The 19521-nt window shown below is 44.8% G+C and carries 15 protein-coding genes; 7 read left to right on the plus strand and 8 right to left on the minus strand.

Features of this window, described 5'->3' with window-relative positions; translation table 11 throughout:
- Positions 1-96: 96 nt before the first annotated feature.
- From HRQ85_RS07380 to HRQ85_RS07395, 4 genes are read right to left on the minus strand one after another with little or no spacing between them, the layout of a single operon-like run.
- Complete coding sequence (locus tag HRQ85_RS07380; RefSeq protein ID WP_444823266.1) at positions 97-1101, minus strand: helix-turn-helix transcriptional regulator; 1005 nt, start codon at positions 1099-1101, stop codon at positions 97-99.
- Positions 1098-4241 carry an efflux RND transporter permease subunit gene (locus tag HRQ85_RS07385; protein ID WP_172379186.1) on the minus strand — a complete coding sequence of 1048 codons (3144 nt, stop codon included), beginning with the start codon at positions 4239-4241 and terminating at the stop codon, positions 1098-1100. Before HRQ85_RS07385 ends, HRQ85_RS07380 begins: the two co-directional genes overlap by 4 nt.
- Complete coding sequence (locus HRQ85_RS07390; RefSeq protein WP_172379187.1) at positions 4238-5413, minus strand: efflux RND transporter periplasmic adaptor subunit; 1176 nt, start codon at positions 5411-5413, stop codon at positions 4238-4240. The genes HRQ85_RS07385 and HRQ85_RS07390 overlap by 4 nt, the downstream gene beginning before the upstream one ends.
- Positions 5403-6290: an ABC transporter six-transmembrane domain-containing protein gene (locus HRQ85_RS07395; RefSeq protein ID WP_253918837.1), complete on the minus strand. Its 888-nt coding sequence runs from the start codon at positions 6288-6290 to the stop codon at positions 5403-5405. The genes HRQ85_RS07390 and HRQ85_RS07395 overlap by 11 nt, the downstream gene beginning before the upstream one ends.
- A 180-nt stretch (positions 6291-6470) precedes the next feature.
- Here HRQ85_RS07395 and HRQ85_RS07400 point away from each other — a divergent pair, with 180 nt between their 5' ends.
- The 5 genes from HRQ85_RS07400 to HRQ85_RS07420 all read left to right on the plus strand — a co-directional run bounded on the left by HRQ85_RS07400 (position 6471) and on the right by HRQ85_RS07420 (position 10211).
- Complete coding sequence (locus tag HRQ85_RS07400; protein ID WP_172379189.1) at positions 6471-7076, plus strand: hypothetical protein; 606 nt, start codon at positions 6471-6473, stop codon at positions 7074-7076.
- 11 nt (positions 7077-7087) lie between these two features.
- Positions 7088-7999, plus strand: coding sequence for a sterol desaturase family protein (locus HRQ85_RS07405; protein WP_172379190.1), 912 nt, complete (start codon positions 7088-7090; stop codon positions 7997-7999).
- A gap of 8 nt (positions 8000-8007) precedes the next feature.
- Positions 8008-8682, plus strand: a complete 675-nt coding sequence (locus tag HRQ85_RS07410; RefSeq protein ID WP_172379191.1) for a response regulator transcription factor — start codon at positions 8008-8010, stop codon at positions 8680-8682.
- Positions 8679-9971, plus strand: a complete 1293-nt coding sequence (locus HRQ85_RS07415; RefSeq protein ID WP_172379192.1) for a sensor histidine kinase — start codon at positions 8679-8681, stop codon at positions 9969-9971. Before HRQ85_RS07410 ends, HRQ85_RS07415 begins: the two co-directional genes overlap by 4 nt.
- An 87-nt stretch (positions 9972-10058) precedes the next feature.
- Positions 10059-10211 carry a hypothetical protein gene (locus tag HRQ85_RS07420; RefSeq protein ID WP_009844874.1) on the plus strand — a complete coding sequence of 51 codons (153 nt, stop codon included), beginning with the start codon at positions 10059-10061 and terminating at the stop codon, positions 10209-10211.
- Between the two features lie 110 nt (positions 10212-10321).
- Here the strand turns inward: HRQ85_RS07420 and HRQ85_RS07425 are convergent, their stop codons facing one another.
- The 3 genes from HRQ85_RS07425 to yghU form a co-directional block, all read right to left on the minus strand.
- Positions 10322-10645, minus strand: a complete 324-nt coding sequence (locus HRQ85_RS07425) for a DOPA 4,5-dioxygenase family protein (protein WP_048608711.1) — start codon at positions 10643-10645, stop codon at positions 10322-10324.
- A 204-nt stretch (positions 10646-10849) separates the two neighbouring features.
- Positions 10850-15337: an SslE/AcfD family lipoprotein zinc metalloprotease gene (locus tag HRQ85_RS07430; protein WP_172379193.1), complete on the minus strand. Its 4488-nt coding sequence runs from the start codon at positions 15335-15337 to the stop codon at positions 10850-10852.
- A gap of 276 nt (positions 15338-15613) precedes the next feature.
- Positions 15614-16471, minus strand: coding sequence for a glutathione-dependent disulfide-bond oxidoreductase (yghU, locus tag HRQ85_RS07435; protein WP_017064768.1), 858 nt, complete (start codon positions 16469-16471; stop codon positions 15614-15616).
- Positions 16472-16754: 283 nt separating this feature from the next.
- Between yghU and HRQ85_RS07440 the strand changes: the two genes are divergently transcribed.
- A complete protein-coding gene (locus tag HRQ85_RS07440) occupies positions 16755-17099 on the plus strand; it encodes a YajD family HNH nuclease (RefSeq protein ID WP_017060876.1) in 345 nt (114 codons plus the stop codon).
- Positions 17100-17279: 180 nt separating this feature from the next.
- On the opposite strand, the gene HRQ85_RS07445 is transcribed toward HRQ85_RS07440, so the two are convergent.
- Positions 17280-17684, minus strand: a complete 405-nt coding sequence (locus HRQ85_RS07445; RefSeq protein WP_172379194.1) for an NADH:ubiquinone oxidoreductase — start codon at positions 17682-17684, stop codon at positions 17280-17282.
- A gap of 594 nt (positions 17685-18278) precedes the next feature.
- Between HRQ85_RS07445 and HRQ85_RS07450 the strand changes: the two genes are divergently transcribed.
- Positions 18279-19517, plus strand: a complete 1239-nt coding sequence (locus tag HRQ85_RS07450) for an L-lactate MFS transporter (protein WP_048608721.1) — start codon at positions 18279-18281, stop codon at positions 19515-19517.
- Positions 19518-19521 lie beyond the last annotated feature (4 nt).

Consider the following 19521-nt stretch of genomic DNA (forward strand, 5'->3'; position numbering starts at 1 on the left):
AACGGTTCAGCCCGATAACCAGAGGCTCTTGATAAACTGTTTCTTGAAGCAGAACAAAGGCTCCTCATTTGAGGAGCCTTTTTATTGTTCACCGTATTACGGAATTAAAACGGGTAACTGAAAAGAGAAGGTCACCCCTTCCACTTCGTCATCATCAATGTGGCGAATCATTTCTACCAAATACCCTTGTACATCCAGCTTTAAACCTTGTTGTTCAACCGCCTTGAACAGAGCTTCTAACGCGGTGCTGTAAGCCACATCCGAAACCAGATAAACATCGCTGCACAGGTAATACCCTTCAGGAATCATCTTATCGTAACGGTCTTTCGCGACTTGCCAATTTCCGATTTCAACATCGATGTCATCCCACTTATTTCTCATTTGTTTAATTGGCGTGGTGCCCATCAACTGTGTCGACTTCTGACCATACACCTCAAACACCGTATCCCAGTCAGGATCGTCTAACTTGAGCTTCTGCATGCCGCGCTCGGGATACCAAACCAGCTCTGTTGGCATAGACTTAACCAGTTCTTCTTCCATTGAAGACTGCACGCCCGGATGTGCCAATTTCTGAATGAAATCTGCTGTCTCTTTGGGGGTCGCGTTATAGCCCATTTCTCGGATGTGCTTTGCCGTGACGCCCAACTCACGCTTGAGCGCCTTGCCTAGCGACTGTGACGATGAGAATCCACAATACTGAGCTATTTCAATCACACTCCACGGCTCATCATTGAGCAACAAACTGACCGCAATTTGCAGCCGAACTCGACCTAAATATTGGCCCGGTGTTTCGTTGAACAGCTCTGTAAACTGGCGATGGAAATGGTATGGAGAAATCGCGCTCTCGGTTGCTATCTCTTCCCACGTACGACGCTCCCCCCACTCTTCATGCATCAAAGTAAGCGCATGTGAAAAGCGTTTTTGAAGATGCTCAGGCAAAGATTCAATCAATGCAATCTCTGGCACCAGTTTAAAAGCCTGCACCAAGTGCAATGCGGACTTGTTCTCTTGGGTCATACAATCTTTGGTCTCAAGTGCTTTGTGTTTGTTCTCGAACAGCTTAACTTCAATATCGCCTCTGTCCTTTATAAAATCAATCACGAGCGCTCCAAAGTGAGTTCTTCTAATGAATCTTGTTCACCAGATTCGTTTTCAATCAGATTTTCAACTTGAGGCGGTTTGCGGCAAAACAAACCAAGCAGTACGGGAATCAAAATCAGCGTGACGGTAGTGGCAAACAGCTCGCCAAAAACCAAAGATACCGCCGCAGGTTTTAAGTATTGTGCCTGTTCCGCAGTTTCACTCAATAGTGGCAACAACCCACACACAGTGGTAATCGTGGTTAAGAAAATCGCCCTCAATCGGCTGGTACCCGCAATCACTAACGCTTTTTGTAATGGTACCCCTTGGCGGTATTCAGCGTTAAAACGAGTGATCAACACCAACGAGTCATTAATCACGATGCCTGTCATTGCCATCATGCCAAACAACGAAAGAATACTGATGGGTAAGTCCATCAAGTAGTGACCAAAAATCGCGCCTGCGAATCCAAACGGTATGACCACCATAATGATCATTGGCTGCCAGTAGGATTTCAGAGGCACTGCCAACAAGATATAGATCATTAGTAGAGTCAGAATCATTGCGGATTTAAAGCCGTTCGACACTTCCCCTATCTCTTCAAACTCACCGCCCGCTTTTATCGTCACGCTTGGATATTGTAGATACAGAGATTCAATCGTCTCTTCAAGTTGCTCACGTGTTTTCTCTGGCGATTGTAAGTCTCGGTCCTGTTTCCAATATAGGTTAATCACTTGCTCTCGATCACGGCGGTAAACCACTTGTGGTTCTTGCTCGTGACGGAACTCAGCGATATCTCCTATCATCACGCTGCCGCCGTTCGGCAACATGATAATCGCTTGTTGTAGCTGAGCTAAGGTTCTGCGCTCGTCTCTCGGATATTGCAGCAGCACCTTGGTCTCTTGCCCGTTTTCTAACAGGCGATGTACTTCCCTTTCGCCAAACGCTTCTCCGGCAAGCTGCGCTAGCGTAGCTTGAGTTAACCCGAGCTGCTGACCATATTGATTCAACACCAAGCGAACTTGCGGTAAACCGCCCTGCCCATCATCGTAAACGTCCGATACACCTTTCAGTGACGCTAATGTATCGGCTAACTGTTCGCTTACTCTTGATGCAAGCTCACGGTCATTAGACGCGATCGTAAAAAATGTGCCACCTGCAGGCTCTTCTGCCGCGCTGAATTTAACCGAGTAAGCGCCTTCGATTTGCCCAGAGCTCTCACGCCATCGCTTCAGCAGCAAATTGCCCGGCATTGAGCTTAAAGATTCAGAAGTGAGCTCTGCTGTGACTTCAATTTCGCCATAACCATCTGACCACGCAAGCAGATTCACAACAGGCTTCTCTTGTAATGGGTAATCGTCCATCAAGTCTTTTTCTACTTGTGCCATTGCTTGCTCAACTTGCAACAAGGCTTGGTGCTGCAGTGGCAAAGGCGCACCATCCTCTAGCTCAATCACGGCAGAGATGTAACGCCCCGGAATTTCAGGGAACAACGCGCTACGAATCGCACCATTCGACCACATGCCATAAGCCAATGAGATAACCGCAACAAACCCAAGTAAAGATGCGACTTTGTAGCCAAGTGCAAACTCCAATACTGGCTTGTAGATGTTGAGATTGAACCACTGCAAGCCACCTTGAGCCGCATTCTGAACCTTGGCAAAAATACTGGTAGATGGCTTTTTCACAGAGAGCTGAGCCAAGTGTGACGGAAGAATAAATTTGCTTTCAATCAGCGAGAAGATCAAAGCAAAGATCACCACAGCCGAAAATCCGGCCAATACTTTGGCTAACTCGTTATTAATCCATAGCATTGGAGAAAACGCAGCGATGGTTGTCAACACACCAAAAACGGTTGCGACCGACACGGAATGCACGCCCTGCCATGCGGCTGTCTTTCCGTTTATATTAGGAGAATAGCCGGCGTTACGCGTCCGTTTTTCATGTATCGCTTCACCTACGACAACTGCATCGTCCACCAGCACACCGAGTACCAAGATAAAGCCAAACAAGGTAATGTCGTTGATGCTGTAGTTAAAAAACTGCATTGCGGCGAGCGTTCCTGTAAGTGCAATCGGAATCCCCATCGCGACCCAAAACGCGAGCCTAATCTCAAGAAATATCCCAAGCAAAATCAGTACTATCAACAAACCTTGCCATGCGTTTTCGCTCAAACGAAATAGCTGTTCTTCAATATAAGGCGCCATATCAGCCATAGTATTTAGCTCAATATCTGATGGCAGAATTGCGCGCTGGGCATCCAGTGTTTCACTGATCGCTTCACTGACTTTAAGCAGGTTATCGGTTTGGCTAGTACTCACTAACAGAGCGATAGCATTGGAGTCGTTGTTACGCACGATAGAACCGCTGTATTGGTAACCACGGCTTAGCTTGGCAATGTCTCCCAAGTGTATTTTTCCGTTGCTCCCAGAGATAACAACAAGCTGATTAAGCTTCTGTAAATCATCGGCATAACCGTCACCGCGAATCACCATTCGGCCTTTGTCACTGATAAGCTCACCACTACGAGTCTCAAGAGAACGCTGCTCAACTAAACTTGCGAGATCTTCCAAGCTCAACCCTAAAGCTTTAAGTTGGTCAGGATCTGGCTCAATAACCAGTTGCGGTGTTCGAGTTCCCCAGTTTGATACCTTTGATATTTGAGGGTTCTTCTTCAGCGCTTGTTCGAGCTGCTTAGCGATAGGTTGCAGCTCGTCATCGGTTCTTGGCCCAGACACCACCACAAACGCGGCTAAATTGGTAAACTCATTACGCACGACTTGCGGTCTTTCCGCTTGCACGGGAAAGCCATTAATCGCGTTGACTTGATTACGAATGTTATCCAACAGCTTGTCTAAATCTGTACTGCTGGTTTTACGTACCACGACTCTAGACACGCCCGCACTCGATTGGCTGGTGATCTGTTTGATACCTGCAATGCCGCTGATCGACTCTTCGATTCGTTGGGTCACGCTCTCGTCGATCTGTTGTGCTGTACCGCCGGGGTAAGCCACGGTAATGCTAACTGATGATGGTGCAATTTGTGGAAACGACTCAACTCGCAGTTGCCCGAACGCAAGCAAACCACTGATAACAATCGCCATCATCAACAAATTGGCAGCGACTGGGTTATTAATGAACCATTTTGTCATCCAACTCATTGGTTTGAATCCTTAATCTGTGCTGAATCAGATTTGCCAGCAAGCATGGCTTCAGAATGAACTTCATTGAATCTAGGCGCGACTTGTTTACCGATTAGCATTGAAGAAAGCGGATATTGCACGACGCGGCGAACCTTATTACTTTGATTATTGAACCGAATATCAAGCGCTTGACTGCCTTGCCCTATAAGCGTCACCGACTCTTTTCGTAGACGATCTTCTGTATCTAACGTCCACACATACCCGTCTCGCGTCATCGCGCTCAGAGGTACGCTAACTACGTCACCTTGTAGACCTAGGTTAACCACAGCTTGAACCTGTTGATTAGGGAAAAGCCTTGGTTTGTTTTGGTAAGGCTCTTCAACCGATAGCACCACTTGTCTTTGACGAGTCACCGAATCTACTTCTGGCGACACATAGCGCACCTTCGCAGGCCATTGACTCCCAGAACGACTGACTACACGAATACTTGGCTTCACCAAGGCGGCTTGCACTTGTTGCCAGTGCATTTCAGAGATGGGAAGCTCGATATCAATCGAATCACTGGCGGCCAATTCAAAGGTCACTTGCCCAGCCTCTACCCATTCTCTTGGGCTAATGTGGCGTTTCATGATAACGGTATCAAAAGGCGCGGTAATCACCGACTCTTCCACTAGCTTTTGCGCACTCACATACGCTTGTTTGGCTTGTTGCAGGTTAGCTTTTGCAGCAAGCACTTGAGGCTCTCTGCGTGCAAAAGACGAACTTGTTTTTGGATTAAGCATTTTTAGAGCGACAGTTTGTTCATGCTTAGCCTGTTTCAATTCCAACTCAGCTTGCTTTAACGCACTTAACGCTTGCGCCAAGTTCGCATCAACGGCGCTGGTATCTAGCCTCGCCAACACATCGCCCTTATTCACTAGCTGTCCCGGTTCGATGTTTTCATTCAGCCATTTTAGTTGCGCACTGCTCGATGCTTTAAGTTGAATTGGCCAACGAGCAGCGGTTAAGCCAAGTACCGTTAACGTCGATTCGTGCTGCGAAGGTGTCACCTCCAATACAGACACCGGTGCCAGTACAGCTTGTTTCTTCACAGGCTCTACCGTCTCTGGTTCTAATTCATCGACAACAATCAAGGCAACAAAGATAGCCGCGCAACCGACTAACACCGAAAGTGACTTTTTAAACTTCATAATGCATCTCCTTAGTAGCCTGTTGGACAGAGGTATGATTGAGTCGCTGACTGATTTCAGTAAGTCGAGAAAGGGTTTGTAGCGTAATTGGCAGCATCACTGCGGTTTCAACAAACTCCAGCGAATAAGTAACGATTGAGAACACTTGCCCTGCGGTTGGATCGATAAGCTGACTTACCATCCACAAATTGCCCACTACCGCGCCAAACAACACGGTGAAGATCAGTCCGTAGACAATGGCCTCGGTATCTGAAAGCTTGATTTCACACTGTTTTAAGCGTTCAAAGTGCCAACGAAGCGCTGATAAGCGAACACCGCTCAGCAATTGAACCTGCTGTTCAACTTGGTCGTTAAATTGGCCGTTAAGCCGAGTAAAGGTTCGATGGAATACGCCATAAATCGCGAGCATCGACAGCCCTGCAAACAACATGCACAGCGCCAATGAGAAATGGAAGGTAGAGAGAATCACCACGGTAGCAATAAGCTGCACCACGGCCGTCATCAAAGCGGGCAAATCATCCTCTAAGAAATCAACCAACTCACGTGACATGGTGAGTCGAGCGTCTTTGGTTGATACAGACAAGCCACGCAGGTTTCGCTCAACGATATTCGCCAGTTTGACCCGAATCGCACCATAAACACGGGTATCGTAAAAACGACGAACAACACTGATGATAACTAGCACAAAAAGAATCGCAGCCAGCATCATCAAAGGCTGAAAGCTCTGGTTTAGCACGCCGTCTATGGCGTAACCAATAAACAGTGGCAACAGAATAAGCATCACGTTTTCAGCCAGAGCCATTAACCAAGTCGCAGCGACCTTTAATGGGTTAAGCCGAATAATCGTTAGCAGAGAGATGGGATGTTTGAATAGCATTATTGAACCCATAAATGAATATGGCGTCAGTATCACCAATTCAACATAGGAAAAAGTGTCCCAGATTGCTGTATTAGAAAATTAGGCGCTAGACTAGCCCAACAACTAACTCGGTTACCTTTTGTTTACCTTGGCTCCTTTACTGTCCTTGATAAGAAAAATGAACAACAAGGAAAGAGCATGAAATTATTCGCTTCAATACTCACGACTGTCGGTATTACTGGCGCAGTTTGGGGGCTATTACATATTCAGCCCGCGATTGCGGATTCATCAACTGAGCAACCAATAGCCGAGTTGTCACAAAGCAAGTCGTCAACAAGTACGCCATCCATAGATAAGTCCGTAGAGGTAAAACAACAGGCGACTGTAAATACCACTTACCTGCAAGGTTTGAGCAAGACTATCCCTTTAGAGGACGTGCCTGAACTGTGGGTCGATTTCTACCAAAACCTGGAAGCAAAAGATGAGGAGATCGCACAGCAACAGAAAGTGGTCGTGATCTATCAGGACATCAGTTCCGACTTCAGCACGGCTACTGTCACCATTGGCTTCCCAACTCAGCAATCAACATCAAATAAAAACAATCGCTTAATCCAAATTCCAAACAAAGCCCAAGGCTCGCTTCTGTTACGCAAAGGTGAACATACTGAACAGCAACTCGCACAAGCTTGGGAAGAAATCGCGATATTAAAAGAAGTGGACATGGTTATAGAACACCACCAGCTGAATCAGCATGGGTTGCCAGATTCTAGCGAGTTATACGTCTATTATAAGAATGGTCAGTAAAGGATTAAGTTATGGATTTCACTTTGGATAGCATTGGGAGCTTTCTCTCTCAAACATTTTCAGAAACAAGCATCATCCTTACCGAAACTTGGGTAGATGATAATTTTCTACTGCTTGCTTTGGCTCTGTTTATCTTTGAGCTTATCCGCTACGCCTTTAAGAAAAAGATCAGCTGGAACATGTTGGGGGACAGCGCGACCAACTTAGTCACCTTGTTCTTCTTGTTGGTGACCGTTTTCTTTGTCGGGTTAGCTTATGTCGGCGCGTTTGTTTATGCCTACGAGAACTTCAGCCTAACTCAGCTACCAATATCCGGTTGGACAATTCTAGGTTGCTTGATCTTGGCGGATCTCGCGTACTACTGGGAGCACAGGTTCTTGCACAGCAACGGTTTAGCATGGGGAACGCACTCTGTTCACCATAGTTCGCCTTACTTTAATATCTCGGTTGCTTACAGGTTTGGGCCTTTAGATTGGTTCTTCCCGTTCTTCTTTCACTTGCCGTTGATTCTGCTGGGTTTCAATCCGTTTGTGGTGCTGATGTGTGAAACCTTTGTTCAACTGTTTCAGACACTGCTGCACACTGAAACCGTCAAACGACTGCCCCGCCCTGTTGAAGCCGTGTTCAATACGCCCTCTCACCACAGAGTGCACCATGCGACCAATAAGCAATACCTAGATAAAAACTACGCTGGGATATTGATCATTTGGGACCGTATGTTCGGTACCTTCGCCAAAGAAGAGGAAGAAGTCCGATACGGAGTGTTCCCTAGAATCAACTCTGTGAACCCATTTAAGGTATATTTCCACGGCTACGTTAAACTGTGCCAACAGTTATGGCATGCGCCAAATTGGAACTACCGACTACAACTTCTTATTCAGCCGCCTATCTGGGCTTGGAAAAGAGAACGAGAAACAAAGTAAGGACACTTATGAGCATTAACGCCCTGTTGATTGAAGACGACAGTGACTTGGCAGAGGCCATTGCAGATTATATGGAACTCGACGGTTTCGAATTCGATTTTGCTTACAATGGCAGTGCGGGTCTGAATCTCGCTTTAGAGGGGCGTTATGACATCATCTTAACGGACATCAACATGCCCAAGATGGACGGGCTCGATGTCTGCCAATCTCTTCGCCAACAAGGCGTGACCACTCCTATTCTCATGTTAACGGCAAGAGACACGCTACAAGACAAAATCGCCGGATTCGAGGTAGGTTCAGATGACTATCTAGTGAAGCCTTTTGCAATGGAAGAGCTCAAAGTACGGTTGATGGCATTAGTACGTCGCGCTCAAGGCTCGGTGACTTCATTGTCTGTAGCAGGCCTCAAACTGGACTTGGACAAGCACCAAGCTGTTAGAGACGGCAAGCTATTGAAGCTCTCCCCTGTATGTTGGCGAATGCTCGTAATGTTAGTAAGAAACAGCCCTAATGTGGTGAGCAAAGCCAAGCTTGAAGAGGCCTGGGAAGATGAAATGCCAAGCTCTGATAGTATGAAAGCGCATTTGTTTAAGCTTCGACAAGTGGTTGATGCGCCCTTTGATTCAAAGCTAATCCACACGGTTCATGGGATTGGTGTTGTCTTACATGGGGAGCCATCATGAAACACGCGGACATGAATCGAGTCAGTATCAAGCGTGACATCTACCTCTACTTGTTTGGTATCGTAGTACTGCTGACGGCCATCTACAGCTTGATGGTTTCACAGAGCTATCATATTGGCCTTAATGAATCGGCAAAATATGGATTCTTATATGAGTTGGAAGTCGCAGATCAACAATACATCGAAACAGGGCAACTGCCAGACTACCAAAACCCAACGTTCCAAGCCTTTCTAAGTTATTCGGAACTGCCCGCTAAATTCCAGCAAGCTTTTGATTGGAAAGCATTTGATAACGATGCAATTTATGAACACTACGAGCTTTCATCGAACAGCGAGTCAGGCCAGTACCTCTACGCAGCCAAACATCCGATATCAGGTAGCGAAGAAGCGCTATACATCATTTCGGAATATGATGAAGCCATCTACTTGAATCTATTCGAGCTGAACCCACCTGATTCTGTAGCTCAAATTAACAATGCCTTCATCGCTATCGGTGCCCTTTTACTCTTGGTGTTTTTGATCATTCGCCTTCTGATACATCGAGTCACCAAACCGATTATTATCCTATCAAAATGGTCTGAGTCTCTAGATGTGGACAACACAGAAGGGCTCACTCAGTTTCGCTACAAAGAGATCGACCAGTTAGCTTCCCAACTCGTCAAAAGTGTACAAGGTGAACGACAAGCCAATGAGCGTGAGAGCTTTTTCTTAAGAGCCGCAAGTCACGAACTCAGAACACCGATTGCCACCATTTCAGCCAGTGGCGATATGCTGGTTCGGTTGTCTGAAAGCATTCCCAACAGCGGCCAACGAGCGGTCGCACGAATCCAACGTTCAGCCACCAACATGAAAGCCTTGGTAACGACACTGCTGTGGATGAGTCGCAATAACGAGATAGAAACCAACTATGAACAAATCAAGCTAGAACCTTTGATTGATAACATCATCGAAAGCCAACGGTATCTTTTAAAAAACAAAGAAGTGGATATTCACACCAAGGTCGATCAAGGTGAACACTCCCTTCCCCGCGAGTTAACAGACGTTGTGCTCACCAACTTAGTCCGAAATGCATTTCAACATGGTGGTAGCGGAGATATCAACATCACACTGACAGCAAGCCAGTTTGAGGTGACCAATCGTTTGGATGATGAAAACCTAGCAAACGACTCTGAACAACAAACCTCTTTTGGTATTGGCCTAGAGCTCATTGATCGCGTTTGTCAGAACCAAGGTTGGCAGTTTACTCATCAAATTTACAACAATGAGTTCATCGTCAAAGTCATGCTATAGCGATTATCTAAATGGTTATTGGATGGTGACCAAAAGTTTACCCTTGCTTGGTTATGCTAGTCGCACAATCTAGTTAGGAGTTATTTTATGGGCACTTGGATTTTAGAAACATTGTTGTGGGCTGTGGTAACCGTGGCGGTTTGTGTCGCGATTTGGGGACTTTACTTACCTAATATCTTAATCGCATTAGGTGTGTCGGTAGCGGTATCACTGTTACTGGGTAATAGCTGGAGAAGCTAATTATTTAAGGAAGAACGTAATTCAAAACGTTAGTGAGTATTGGCACACCCGACAGCAGCGATATTGACTAAGTACGTTGATTAGGTACGTACTGTCGGGCGCGAATTAAATTAGCTACTTAGTGTTTCTTCAAAGACACCCAGTTCACGACCAAGCCATGTTGCACGTACTGTGTGATCTAAAGTTTCTTCACCGCCAGTCACAGGGTGAATCAACACCGACATATCACCGCGCTCTTGCTCTAGCCATTCAACAATACCCGACTCTTTGTTTGCAAAGTGAATCTCAAACATCGGCATCTTATGTGGACCAACCAAACGCTGTATTAATGGGAAAACCTCTAATACATCTTTACGTTCCGCTAAAATTTTCTGACGCAGTGTTTCTGCTTGCTCTGCAAATCGCAGAGGGAAATAGATATGACCGTGGTACATGGCACCATCCTTTAGAATTATGATGCGAACAGTTTAACCTGCTTTCTCTAGCAAGGACAGCCAACCAATGGCAGCCGAAGTATTAAACATCATGTAGGAGACTGATCTAGCTGAAATTTCTAGAGCATTGCAACAAAAACGCCACATGTAGTTTCAGTGTGGCGTTTGTTTTTAAGCTATAAAATGCTTTAGCAATAATTAGCGTTAGTAAATTGAATCAACATTCAAAGGACTGTTCTTTGGTTTCTCTAGTTTTAATTGTTCAACCGCACTAAGACCTTTAGAGCTAATTCCGCCACTATAAGACTTCGTGCCATCAGCATTAGTCATTGAAGTTTCGCCCACGTTCCAAGCAACAAAGAAATCACTTAAGTCATAGTTTGAAACGTAGGAGCTACAAACCATCATTAAGTCGCCACCGGTTAGCCCAGTATCTTTGGCACTACAATAGTTTTCAACCGCATCACCCTCTGTATCACCTCGAGCTTTACGGTGCATAAGTTTGAACATATTCCAGCCTTCATCTTCACCATACACATCAGATTGGCTTGCGCCGCGTGTATACCAATCATCAATTGCAAAGTTCGATTTTGCCCAGATTTTTAGCTGACCAAACATAACTAATCGTAAACCTGCATCACCATGTGACCACGCATGTTCATTATTAAGCTCTAGCCATTTAGGTGCTTTCTTAATATCCGATTTAATACGATCCATTTCAGGGTTTGCATTGCGCCCCTCTAACTCCTGCATATACAACGCAAGAAGGTTATTGGTCACTTCTGTACTACCAGCAGCTAGGAAAGGAGCTGATGCTAAGTTATGACCCACCTCATGCCACAACAACCAGTCGTTCACTGGGTTGGTTGGAATGTATGTCCGATTTGCGTTAAAGCTTGAATTCATCACTGGATAACCAGAGTGAGCAGCACCAATCGAAATCTGGACGTCATTCACAAAACGATGGCGGAACGCCTTCAGTTCTGAATAAGTGAACTTACGGTGTAAACCATCGTTTTGTTTCTCATCACGCCCATAGAAGTCACTTGCCGCTTCGGCGAATCGATTCATATCAGTTGCGAATTGGTTCAAATCAGCGGATTCTAGATTCCTGATTGGGGTCGTATAAATAAATGAACCCGTATCGATTTCTGCAATTGGAGCCTCTGCCGATTGAATAGAGTTAATCCACTCCCCCTCTTTCCACCAAGCCGCTTTTAACGCGCCATTAATGCTAAACGAAACTTCACCAAGCTCTTTTACTTTCGGTTGAATATAAATCAGGCCGCCATAAGGGGCTTTGAAATTTAAGCTCGAACCATTGTAATCGTAGCTGGTTTGCATACGTGAAGGACGTTTCAAGCTCGTTTCGTGATTCGGCTTACCTGTAAGATCATCCGCCATCATCACGGTAATCGTAGCTGCCACTCCGTCTTCAATGGTTACTTCTTGTAATTGAGGTGCCCACAGACCTGTAGATTGATTATTCCCTGCGGAATATGTCACTGCTTTACCGTTGGTTTGAATCATTACCGTACTTGATGAGGATGCCCCCGAAGTTCGACCCGGATACATTGTGGTATCGACAACGATTTCATGATCCCAGAATGAGCGCCCCAACATGATACGAGTCAGAGGTTTCTCCATGTAATTTAATGGATAGCTCGGATTCAACTGCCCAGATAACTCACCTTCGCCATGAATCATTCCATTAGCGACTAACGACGCTTTTAGGCCAACAGGACACTGTGCATCCATTGTGTCTGTTTGGTGTAAGCCTTCGGTATAACAGTTTAGGAACTGAACAGCTTGCTTAAACCCCAACTCATCTTGTATGTCTGTTTCAAAACGGTATGCGTTGTCGTTCCACATCCAAACAGACAGGTTATCAAACGCTTGATTCAATTCACTGTTAGACAGGCGTTTACCTTGAGTACCTTTTGTTCGATAGTAAATCTCGTGCTCGTAAAGCGCTGTAAAGTTAGTGCCCAAGTTTGCTGCTTTCACCATACTGTCGACAACGGTTTTGCTTACTTCATAGCGGTCGAAATCGGCTCTATGATAAGCACCACGAACAGTAATTCCGTCTCCAGAACGAGTCTCAATACAGTTAAATTCGTATTCATAATCGTTTGTACAAAGATCAGTTCCATCAAATGCAGATTGCAGTTCTTTGATCGCCGCTTCACGCTCTTCTGCCGATTCAACAAAGATACGTGCGGATTTTGTCTCCATTACGGTTACACCAGACGCATCAAGCATTGGCTTCCCTTCAGCGTCTAACTTAACAACCTCATAAGTCGGGATTTCAAATTTGATTTTGGATTCATCTTCAATCCACTCAACCGTACCATCTTGATTTACCGTGAATGGAGGCTCCCCTTGGTTATCTTGAAAACGCTCAAGAACCACCATTTCCTTTTGACTCTTCACGTGAAGATTAGGATAAGGTGCTTGGCAGTAATAAGAGCTACCGCAGAACGCTTGGTTTGTCGGGGTAACGTTTTCACCACCAAGAGATACACCTACGGCATCTGCCAAGCGTCCAATAGGTTCAGGATTAGTCGTTTGAATCGCATCCATAAACAAGATATTGCCACCGTCATTAACATAGTTAATAAGAGCCGTAATATCGTCTTGGTTTAAGTTCGGGTTATCCAAGTCAGCAACAAACTGGTTAGTCATGCCATCTTGAACCAACTTAGGTGGGTATGCCTGAAGGATCAAAATCGGCGTATTACTCGCATCCAAATCATCAAAGTCACCTGAACCACGCTTTTCTACTGACGCAAAACCATACTGAGGACTAACAAAAAACGTGTACTGCTTACCCATTGTGGAGTGGTGATAAGCCGAATAGGCTTGGTCAATATTGGTCACTGCATTCATCCCAGCAATAGGCAAACCTTTATTGAACCACTCAAACAAGTTCGAGAAAAACAACCTCATGCTGCCTTGGTCATCATGTAGTAGGTTTTCAAACGTCGAAACAGTGCACTGTTGTTTGTTGCTGTCGATATGTAATGTGCGATTAGCCCAATAGTTCTCTGGGCATGACAGAATACTTGGATATAAGCCATTGCCCATGAACACGACCTTACCTTTGCCTATCTCGCCTGCAGTAACGAATGGGAAACCATAAGTCGCGTTGTCTTCAGAGACTAAAGGAATCGGAGGCATCGAGATACTTGGGTGTTGTGCGATGTAAGGCTTACCTTCACGAGTCCAAGCCTGTTGCTCACCAAAGTAAAGCTCACGGTTTTTATCAGTTCTTGGCATCACCACAGGGAATGCTCTGTTCGATATGTTCAGAGCTCGCATACCACGGGTATACCCCGTCGCACCGTAAAAGCTACCATTGTCATTGAAGACATGGAATTTGGTGACGTTGTGGAAGATTTGCTGCAGAGACTCTGTAACATACTGACCAGAATCCATAGATAAAACGGCAGGTTGACGAACATAATCCATAAACTGAGGCGTTTGGCGCAGCTGCTCATCAATGACTGCCGTTAACCCTTGGCTAAACTGACCAACAAACTCATTAGGAAGTTCGAAGTCTGTACCCTCTATCAGCCCCCCATTTGGCAGAGTTAGGTTGATCAACTCATTTATAACGTTAGGGTAATTTGAAAAGGTATCTTGGACTTCTTCAGATATCTCATAATAACTTACATGATCAACCGCATAGCGCTCAAGTAATGACTGGATATTCGCTTTCTCAACCACATTATTGGTCACATCAGACAATTTATAAGCAACCTGATTACCCGTAATGGAGCCAAACTCAAACGTATCAATACCAAAAACGATTCTGTCGCCCCACAGGTACTCAAAGACTCCCTCTTCATCCGTCACGCCCGTCGCGTTAGCCGAAAAGAAACTGATCCCAGAAATCGGCGTACCATTAGCGTCTGTAAGCTTACTGCGAGTTAACACCTTGCCTTCAACACTTGGCTTATAAGCATAGGTAGACTCCGCGTCTGCAGAAACAAAACCAGCGTTAAGGTTATTGTCCGCATTAGGGTCAACCGCAGGAACAACAGTTGTGTCTACGTGTGAACTAGGAGCCTTACCTACTTCATCTGTAGACTCCTCTTCTTTCGATGAAAAGTACGCATCGACAGCATCTTGATCATCAAGCTGCGAGAACACATCCTCAATATCAAAAGCATCCAGCTCTTTTAAACAGATAGCACTTTCAGTCTCACAAACATCAACTGATTCGAGTACCTTGGTAACGTTGTCTCCATGTAATTCTGTCAACTCAAATGCCGCATGAAGCGCATCATTTGAAATCGTGCTTTCTGTGACTTCGGGGAAAGGAGCCGTGAAATCACCTAAAGTAAGGTGACCCAAGGTACAACTAAAACTCACGCCTTGTTTTACACTGAACGTTCCGTTTTCAAGATGAATGCCGTCACAGTACACATCTCCAGAAACAAACGCTCCGCTCGACAACAGTGAACCGATGTAAGTTGTTGGGGGAATAATAACTGTTGGTGGAATAATGTCAGTCGGCGGAAGAATATCCGTTGGTGGTACAATATCTGTCGGAGGAAGAATATCCGTTGGTGGTACAATATCTGTTGGAGGAACCGTATCAGGGCCACCACTATAGCTTAGTGAGTCGTGATTACACCCTAAAAGAGCCGTGGATATGATAGCCAACGCAATTAAGTTTTTTTTCATTGAGCGAAGTTAGTCGTAATTTAAAGTGGCCCGTTATCTTATAGATTTACTCCACCTCGATGACTATTGTTTTTTGTCTTAACCACAAAGAATATTACTCATAAGCGATTGAATAAGATGAACAAAGTGATAATTTAGACTCTCATTCCAATTACAAAACCTCTCCCTACCTTAAAACGGAAAAACGCCATATCTCGATTGAGATATGGCGTTTCAATTAGCCATTAACATTAAGACCGATAGGGTATATCTGCCAAAAACACGTTCAAAAAAGAACTAAGGCTTAAGCTTTAAAACTCGGTCAATGTCCTCTGCAGAATGGCGCTCTGGTACTTGCTCCCACTCTTCGCCAAATGAACGGTTAACCACTCGGCCGCGTTGGAAGCCTTCGCGCGCTTCTAGTTGCTTCGCCCAGCGCACAACGTTGGTGTAGGACTCAACTTGCAGGAATTCGGCTGCATCGTAAATTTTGCCTAGTACAAGGTTGCCATACCAAGGCCAAATCGCGATATCAGCGATGCTTAGCTCATCACCCGCCACAAATGTGTTATTTGCTAACTGTTTGTCTAACACGTCTAGCTGACGTTTAGCTTCCATCGCAAAGCGGTTAATTGGGTACTCTTGCTTTTCATCCGCGTAAGCGTAGAAGTGACCAAAACCACCACCTAGGAATGGCGCAGAACCTTGTGCCCAGAACAACCAATTAATGGTTTGTGTTCTTGCTGCCCCTTCTTTTGGCAAGAAGTGACCAAATTTTTCTGCTAGATGCATCAAGATAGATGCCGATTCGAAAACATTAACGTCTTCATCACCAGACTTGTCGACAAGTGCTGGTATTTTAGAATTTGGATTCACGCCAACAAAGCCAGAAGAGAACTGATCAGCCTCACCGATGTTGATCAAGTACGCATCATATTCAGCTTCTTTAACACCCGCCGCTAACAACTCTTCCAGCAAGATAGTGACTTTTTGACCGTTAGGTGTGCCAAGAGAATACAATTGAAAAGCATGGTCACCAACAGGAAGCTCTTTATCAAAGCGAGCTCCAGATTCAGGACTATTGATGTTTGCCCACTTGTTACCACCAGCAGTATCGTTAACCCAAACTTTTGGCGGAGTGTATTGTTCTGACATGATATTTCCTTATTAATATAGGGTCTCACAAACTGATATTAGGTCACATGTCTGTGGTTAAAACCCCTGAATACGATTTATTTTCAAACTATTAAGCATGGCTTATTCCAGAAAGACATAACCCGCTTAAGCGTTAGTGTGTAGAAGGTAAGTCTGTATCAAACTTCAATCTAATCTCGATAAGTCCACTGCATCATTTAGCAATGATTTTACGAACGACATACCGACAGCTTCAAGAAAGCTGTGATAAAATCGGGATATTACAATTGATAAGGATTTGGCAATGTCTTCTGATTTCACAGGTTCGAGTGCAGCGTATGCTCGCCAAGAGAAAGGCTACCGCGAAAAAGCACTAAAACTGTACCCTTGGGTTTGTGGTAAATGTGCGCGTGAATTTGTTTACTCAAACCTCCGAGAGCTTACCGTTCACCACGTGGATCACGACCATACAAACAACCCTGAAGATGGCAGCAACTGGGAGCTATTGTGCCTTTACTGTCACGATCATGAGCATTCAAAATACACTGACCATGAGCGTTATGGTGTGGATGCAAAAGCGAGTTTAGATGATCATCAGTCAGCGACACACAACCCGTTCGCCGATCTCGCCAAGATGATGAAGAAGTAACACACCTTCAGAGTTGCCTTTGGTAGATGGTAACTGCTAGATAATAGATAAATAACAAGAAGCCCCAGCATGTCACCATGCTGGGGTTTCTTTTATCTGCCGTCATAACCAAATAATAGAGTTCAGATAGGCAGGATCAAAAAAGCCTTCCGAAGAAGGCTTTTTAAGAATCAAATCGAATTACGCTGCCGCTTGCTTGCGAGACTCTTCTACCTGTTTAGCGCGTTGTTTTAGCGTTAATTTATCGCGTTGTTTTAGCGTTAATTTATCGCGGTATGCAAACCAAACGTAAGACACAACCACTAAGAAGAACAGGTATGACAATGAGAAAATGAACGGCGATTGAATGATATCGTTCGAGATACCCCAAGAAACACCGATAACAGTCACTGCAATTTTCGCAAAAAAGCCACACATCAATAGCACTAGTGCCAACTGTGGGAAACGCGTACTGCGGAATGCAAGCCAGTAACAACTACCAACTGCTAGAGCCGCAACATAGAAGCCGAATAGGAAAGAGTGAATATGGTCAGCTGCCGCTACACCACCAGAAATTGACATCAATAAAATTAAAAACAGTTTCATAATACTCGCCTCACCATAAGTTGGAAACGCATCCTTTCAAATTTGGAATCTCAGTTTGCGTACTATTTTCCCACTTTTTACGGACAACACAACCCCTCCAATCGAACAAAATGTAAGCAAAGGTGCTAACAAAAATCACCATCAACAATTGCTTAACATTATGTTTTTAATAAAACTCCGTTACTCCTTGTCTCATATGAACAAAGCGCTGTTTCGATTTATTTTGTTACACAAATTTAACCTTGGAAATTAATTAAAATTATTTGTAACTCTGTGATATCCGCACGCAATACGCGTCTATTCAAAAACCACCACCTCAAAATCCCTGAAATAATAAGAAGACAGAGCAAAAAAGAACAAAATAGAGAGGTGTTAAAAACATTTCAAAAACCAATGAAAAACAACTTATTAACAAATTGAATTTAATTTACCAAAAATGGAAAAAGAGATTCCAATCACATTTTAATTGGTTATAATCCGCGCTCTTTTGCGCTATCTGTTGATAAACGCAAACTAATTTTGAAGAAACAATCACAATAACCCGTCTTTAGTTAAGTGGCTCTCCACTAACCGATGACAAAACTGAGAATAAAAATGAGCAAGATTGATAAAGCAACACGTATCCTGCTAGCAGGCTTCTGTATCAACCTTTGTCTTGGCATCCTGTATGCTTGGAGTGTATTTAACAAAGCGCTAGTAACTGAAGCTGGTTGGAGTGCTGCTGAAGCATCTTCTCCTTACGCTATTGCAACTATCACATTCTCTGTTTGTCTTCTTGTTGCGGGCATCCTACAAGACCGTATGGGTCCACGTAAGATCCTTATCCTAGGTACAGCGCTTACAGGCCTAGGCATGATTGCTTCTGGTTTCGCTACAACACCTATGATGCTGAACATCACGTTCGGTGTTATGACAGGTGCTGGTATCGGCTTCGGTTACGCATGTCTTTCTCCATCAGCAATGAAGTGGTTCCACTCTTCTAAGAAAGGTATGGTTAACGGTCTTATCGCAGCAGGCTTCGGTCTTGCGGCTATCTACCTAGCACCAGTAACTTCTGCGCTAATCGACAGCATGGGTATCCAAACTAGCTTTATGATTCTTGGTGTTGGTGTACTTGCAATCGCAGTACCTCTAGCAGCAACAATCAACAACCCACCAGCGGATTACACGCCAGCTGAGCCTAAAGTAAAAGCGGGCCAAGCTCCTAAAGCGGTTAAGAAAACTGAAGACCTAACTTGGAAAGTAATGCTGAAGACTCCTCAGTTCTACTCTCTATGGATCATGTACGCATTCGCTGCATCTGTTGGTCTAATGATCATCGGTAACATCACTACGATTGCTAGCGTTCAAGCTAACCTGCCAAACGCAGTTTACCTAGCGTCTATCCTTGCAGTATTCAACTCAGGCGGCCGTGTTGCTGCGGGTATGCTTGCAGATAAAATCGGTGGTGTACGTACTCTACTTCTAGCGTTCATCCTTCAAGGCGCGAACATGGCTCTATTCGCTACGTTCAACTCTGAATTCACGCTAATCATTGGTACGGCTATCGCAGCGGTTGGTTACGGTACGCTTCTAGCAGTATTCCCAACACTAACTGCTGAGTTCTACGGCCTGAAAAACTACGGTACTAACTACGGCGTGCTTTACACGGCATGGGGTATCGGCGGCGCTATCGGTGCAGCAGTTGTTGGCTTCTCAATGTCAAACGGCGAAGGTTACGGCCTAGCTTACACAATCTCTGCAGTTATGATGGCAGTGTGTATTGTTCTAGCAATCATCACTAAGCCAATCTCTGAAGCTAAAGTTGCTGAACTAAAAGCATCACAAGCTTAATCAA

This window comes from Vibrio sp. Vb339 (genome assembly GCF_902751245.1).
In the GTDB taxonomy this organism is placed as follows: Bacteria; Pseudomonadota; Gammaproteobacteria; order Enterobacterales; family Vibrionaceae; genus Vibrio; species Vibrio coralliirubri.

What these genes read in the sequence shown, in the direction of transcription:
- HRQ85_RS07385 (WP_172379186.1), bottom strand. Translation starts at nt 4,241, where the DNA reads ATGAGTTGGATGACAAAATGGTTCATTAATAACCCAGTCGCTGCCAAT.
- HRQ85_RS07390 (WP_172379187.1), bottom strand. Translation starts at nt 5,413, where the DNA reads ATGAAGTTTAAAAAGTCACTTTCGGTGTTAGTCGGTTGCGCGGCTATC.
- HRQ85_RS07395 (WP_253918837.1), bottom strand. Translation starts at nt 6,290, where the DNA reads ATGCTATTCAAACATCCCATCTCTCTGCTAACGATTATTCGGCTTAAC.
- HRQ85_RS07400 (WP_172379189.1), top strand. Translation starts at nt 6,471, where the DNA reads ATGAAATTATTCGCTTCAATACTCACGACTGTCGGTATTACTGGCGCA.
- HRQ85_RS07405 (WP_172379190.1), top strand. Translation starts at nt 7,088, where the DNA reads ATGGATTTCACTTTGGATAGCATTGGGAGCTTTCTCTCTCAAACATTT.
- HRQ85_RS07410 (WP_172379191.1), top strand. Translation starts at nt 8,008, where the DNA reads ATGAGCATTAACGCCCTGTTGATTGAAGACGACAGTGACTTGGCAGAG.
- HRQ85_RS07415 (WP_172379192.1), top strand. Translation starts at nt 8,679, where the DNA reads ATGAAACACGCGGACATGAATCGAGTCAGTATCAAGCGTGACATCTAC.
- HRQ85_RS07420 (WP_009844874.1), top strand. Translation starts at nt 10,059, where the DNA reads ATGGGCACTTGGATTTTAGAAACATTGTTGTGGGCTGTGGTAACCGTG.
- HRQ85_RS07425 (WP_048608711.1), bottom strand. Translation starts at nt 10,645, where the DNA reads ATGTACCACGGTCATATCTATTTCCCTCTGCGATTTGCAGAGCAAGCA.
- HRQ85_RS07430 (WP_172379193.1), bottom strand. Translation starts at nt 15,337, where the DNA reads ATGAAAAAAAACTTAATTGCGTTGGCTATCATATCCACGGCTCTTTTA.
- yghU (WP_017064768.1), bottom strand. Translation starts at nt 16,471, where the DNA reads ATGTCAGAACAATACACTCCGCCAAAAGTTTGGGTTAACGATACTGCT.
- HRQ85_RS07440 (WP_017060876.1), top strand. Translation starts at nt 16,755, where the DNA reads ATGTCTTCTGATTTCACAGGTTCGAGTGCAGCGTATGCTCGCCAAGAG.
- HRQ85_RS07445 (WP_172379194.1), bottom strand. Translation starts at nt 17,684, where the DNA reads ATGAAACTGTTTTTAATTTTATTGATGTCAATTTCTGGTGGTGTAGCG.
- HRQ85_RS07450 (WP_048608721.1), top strand. Translation starts at nt 18,279, where the DNA reads ATGAGCAAGATTGATAAAGCAACACGTATCCTGCTAGCAGGCTTCTGT.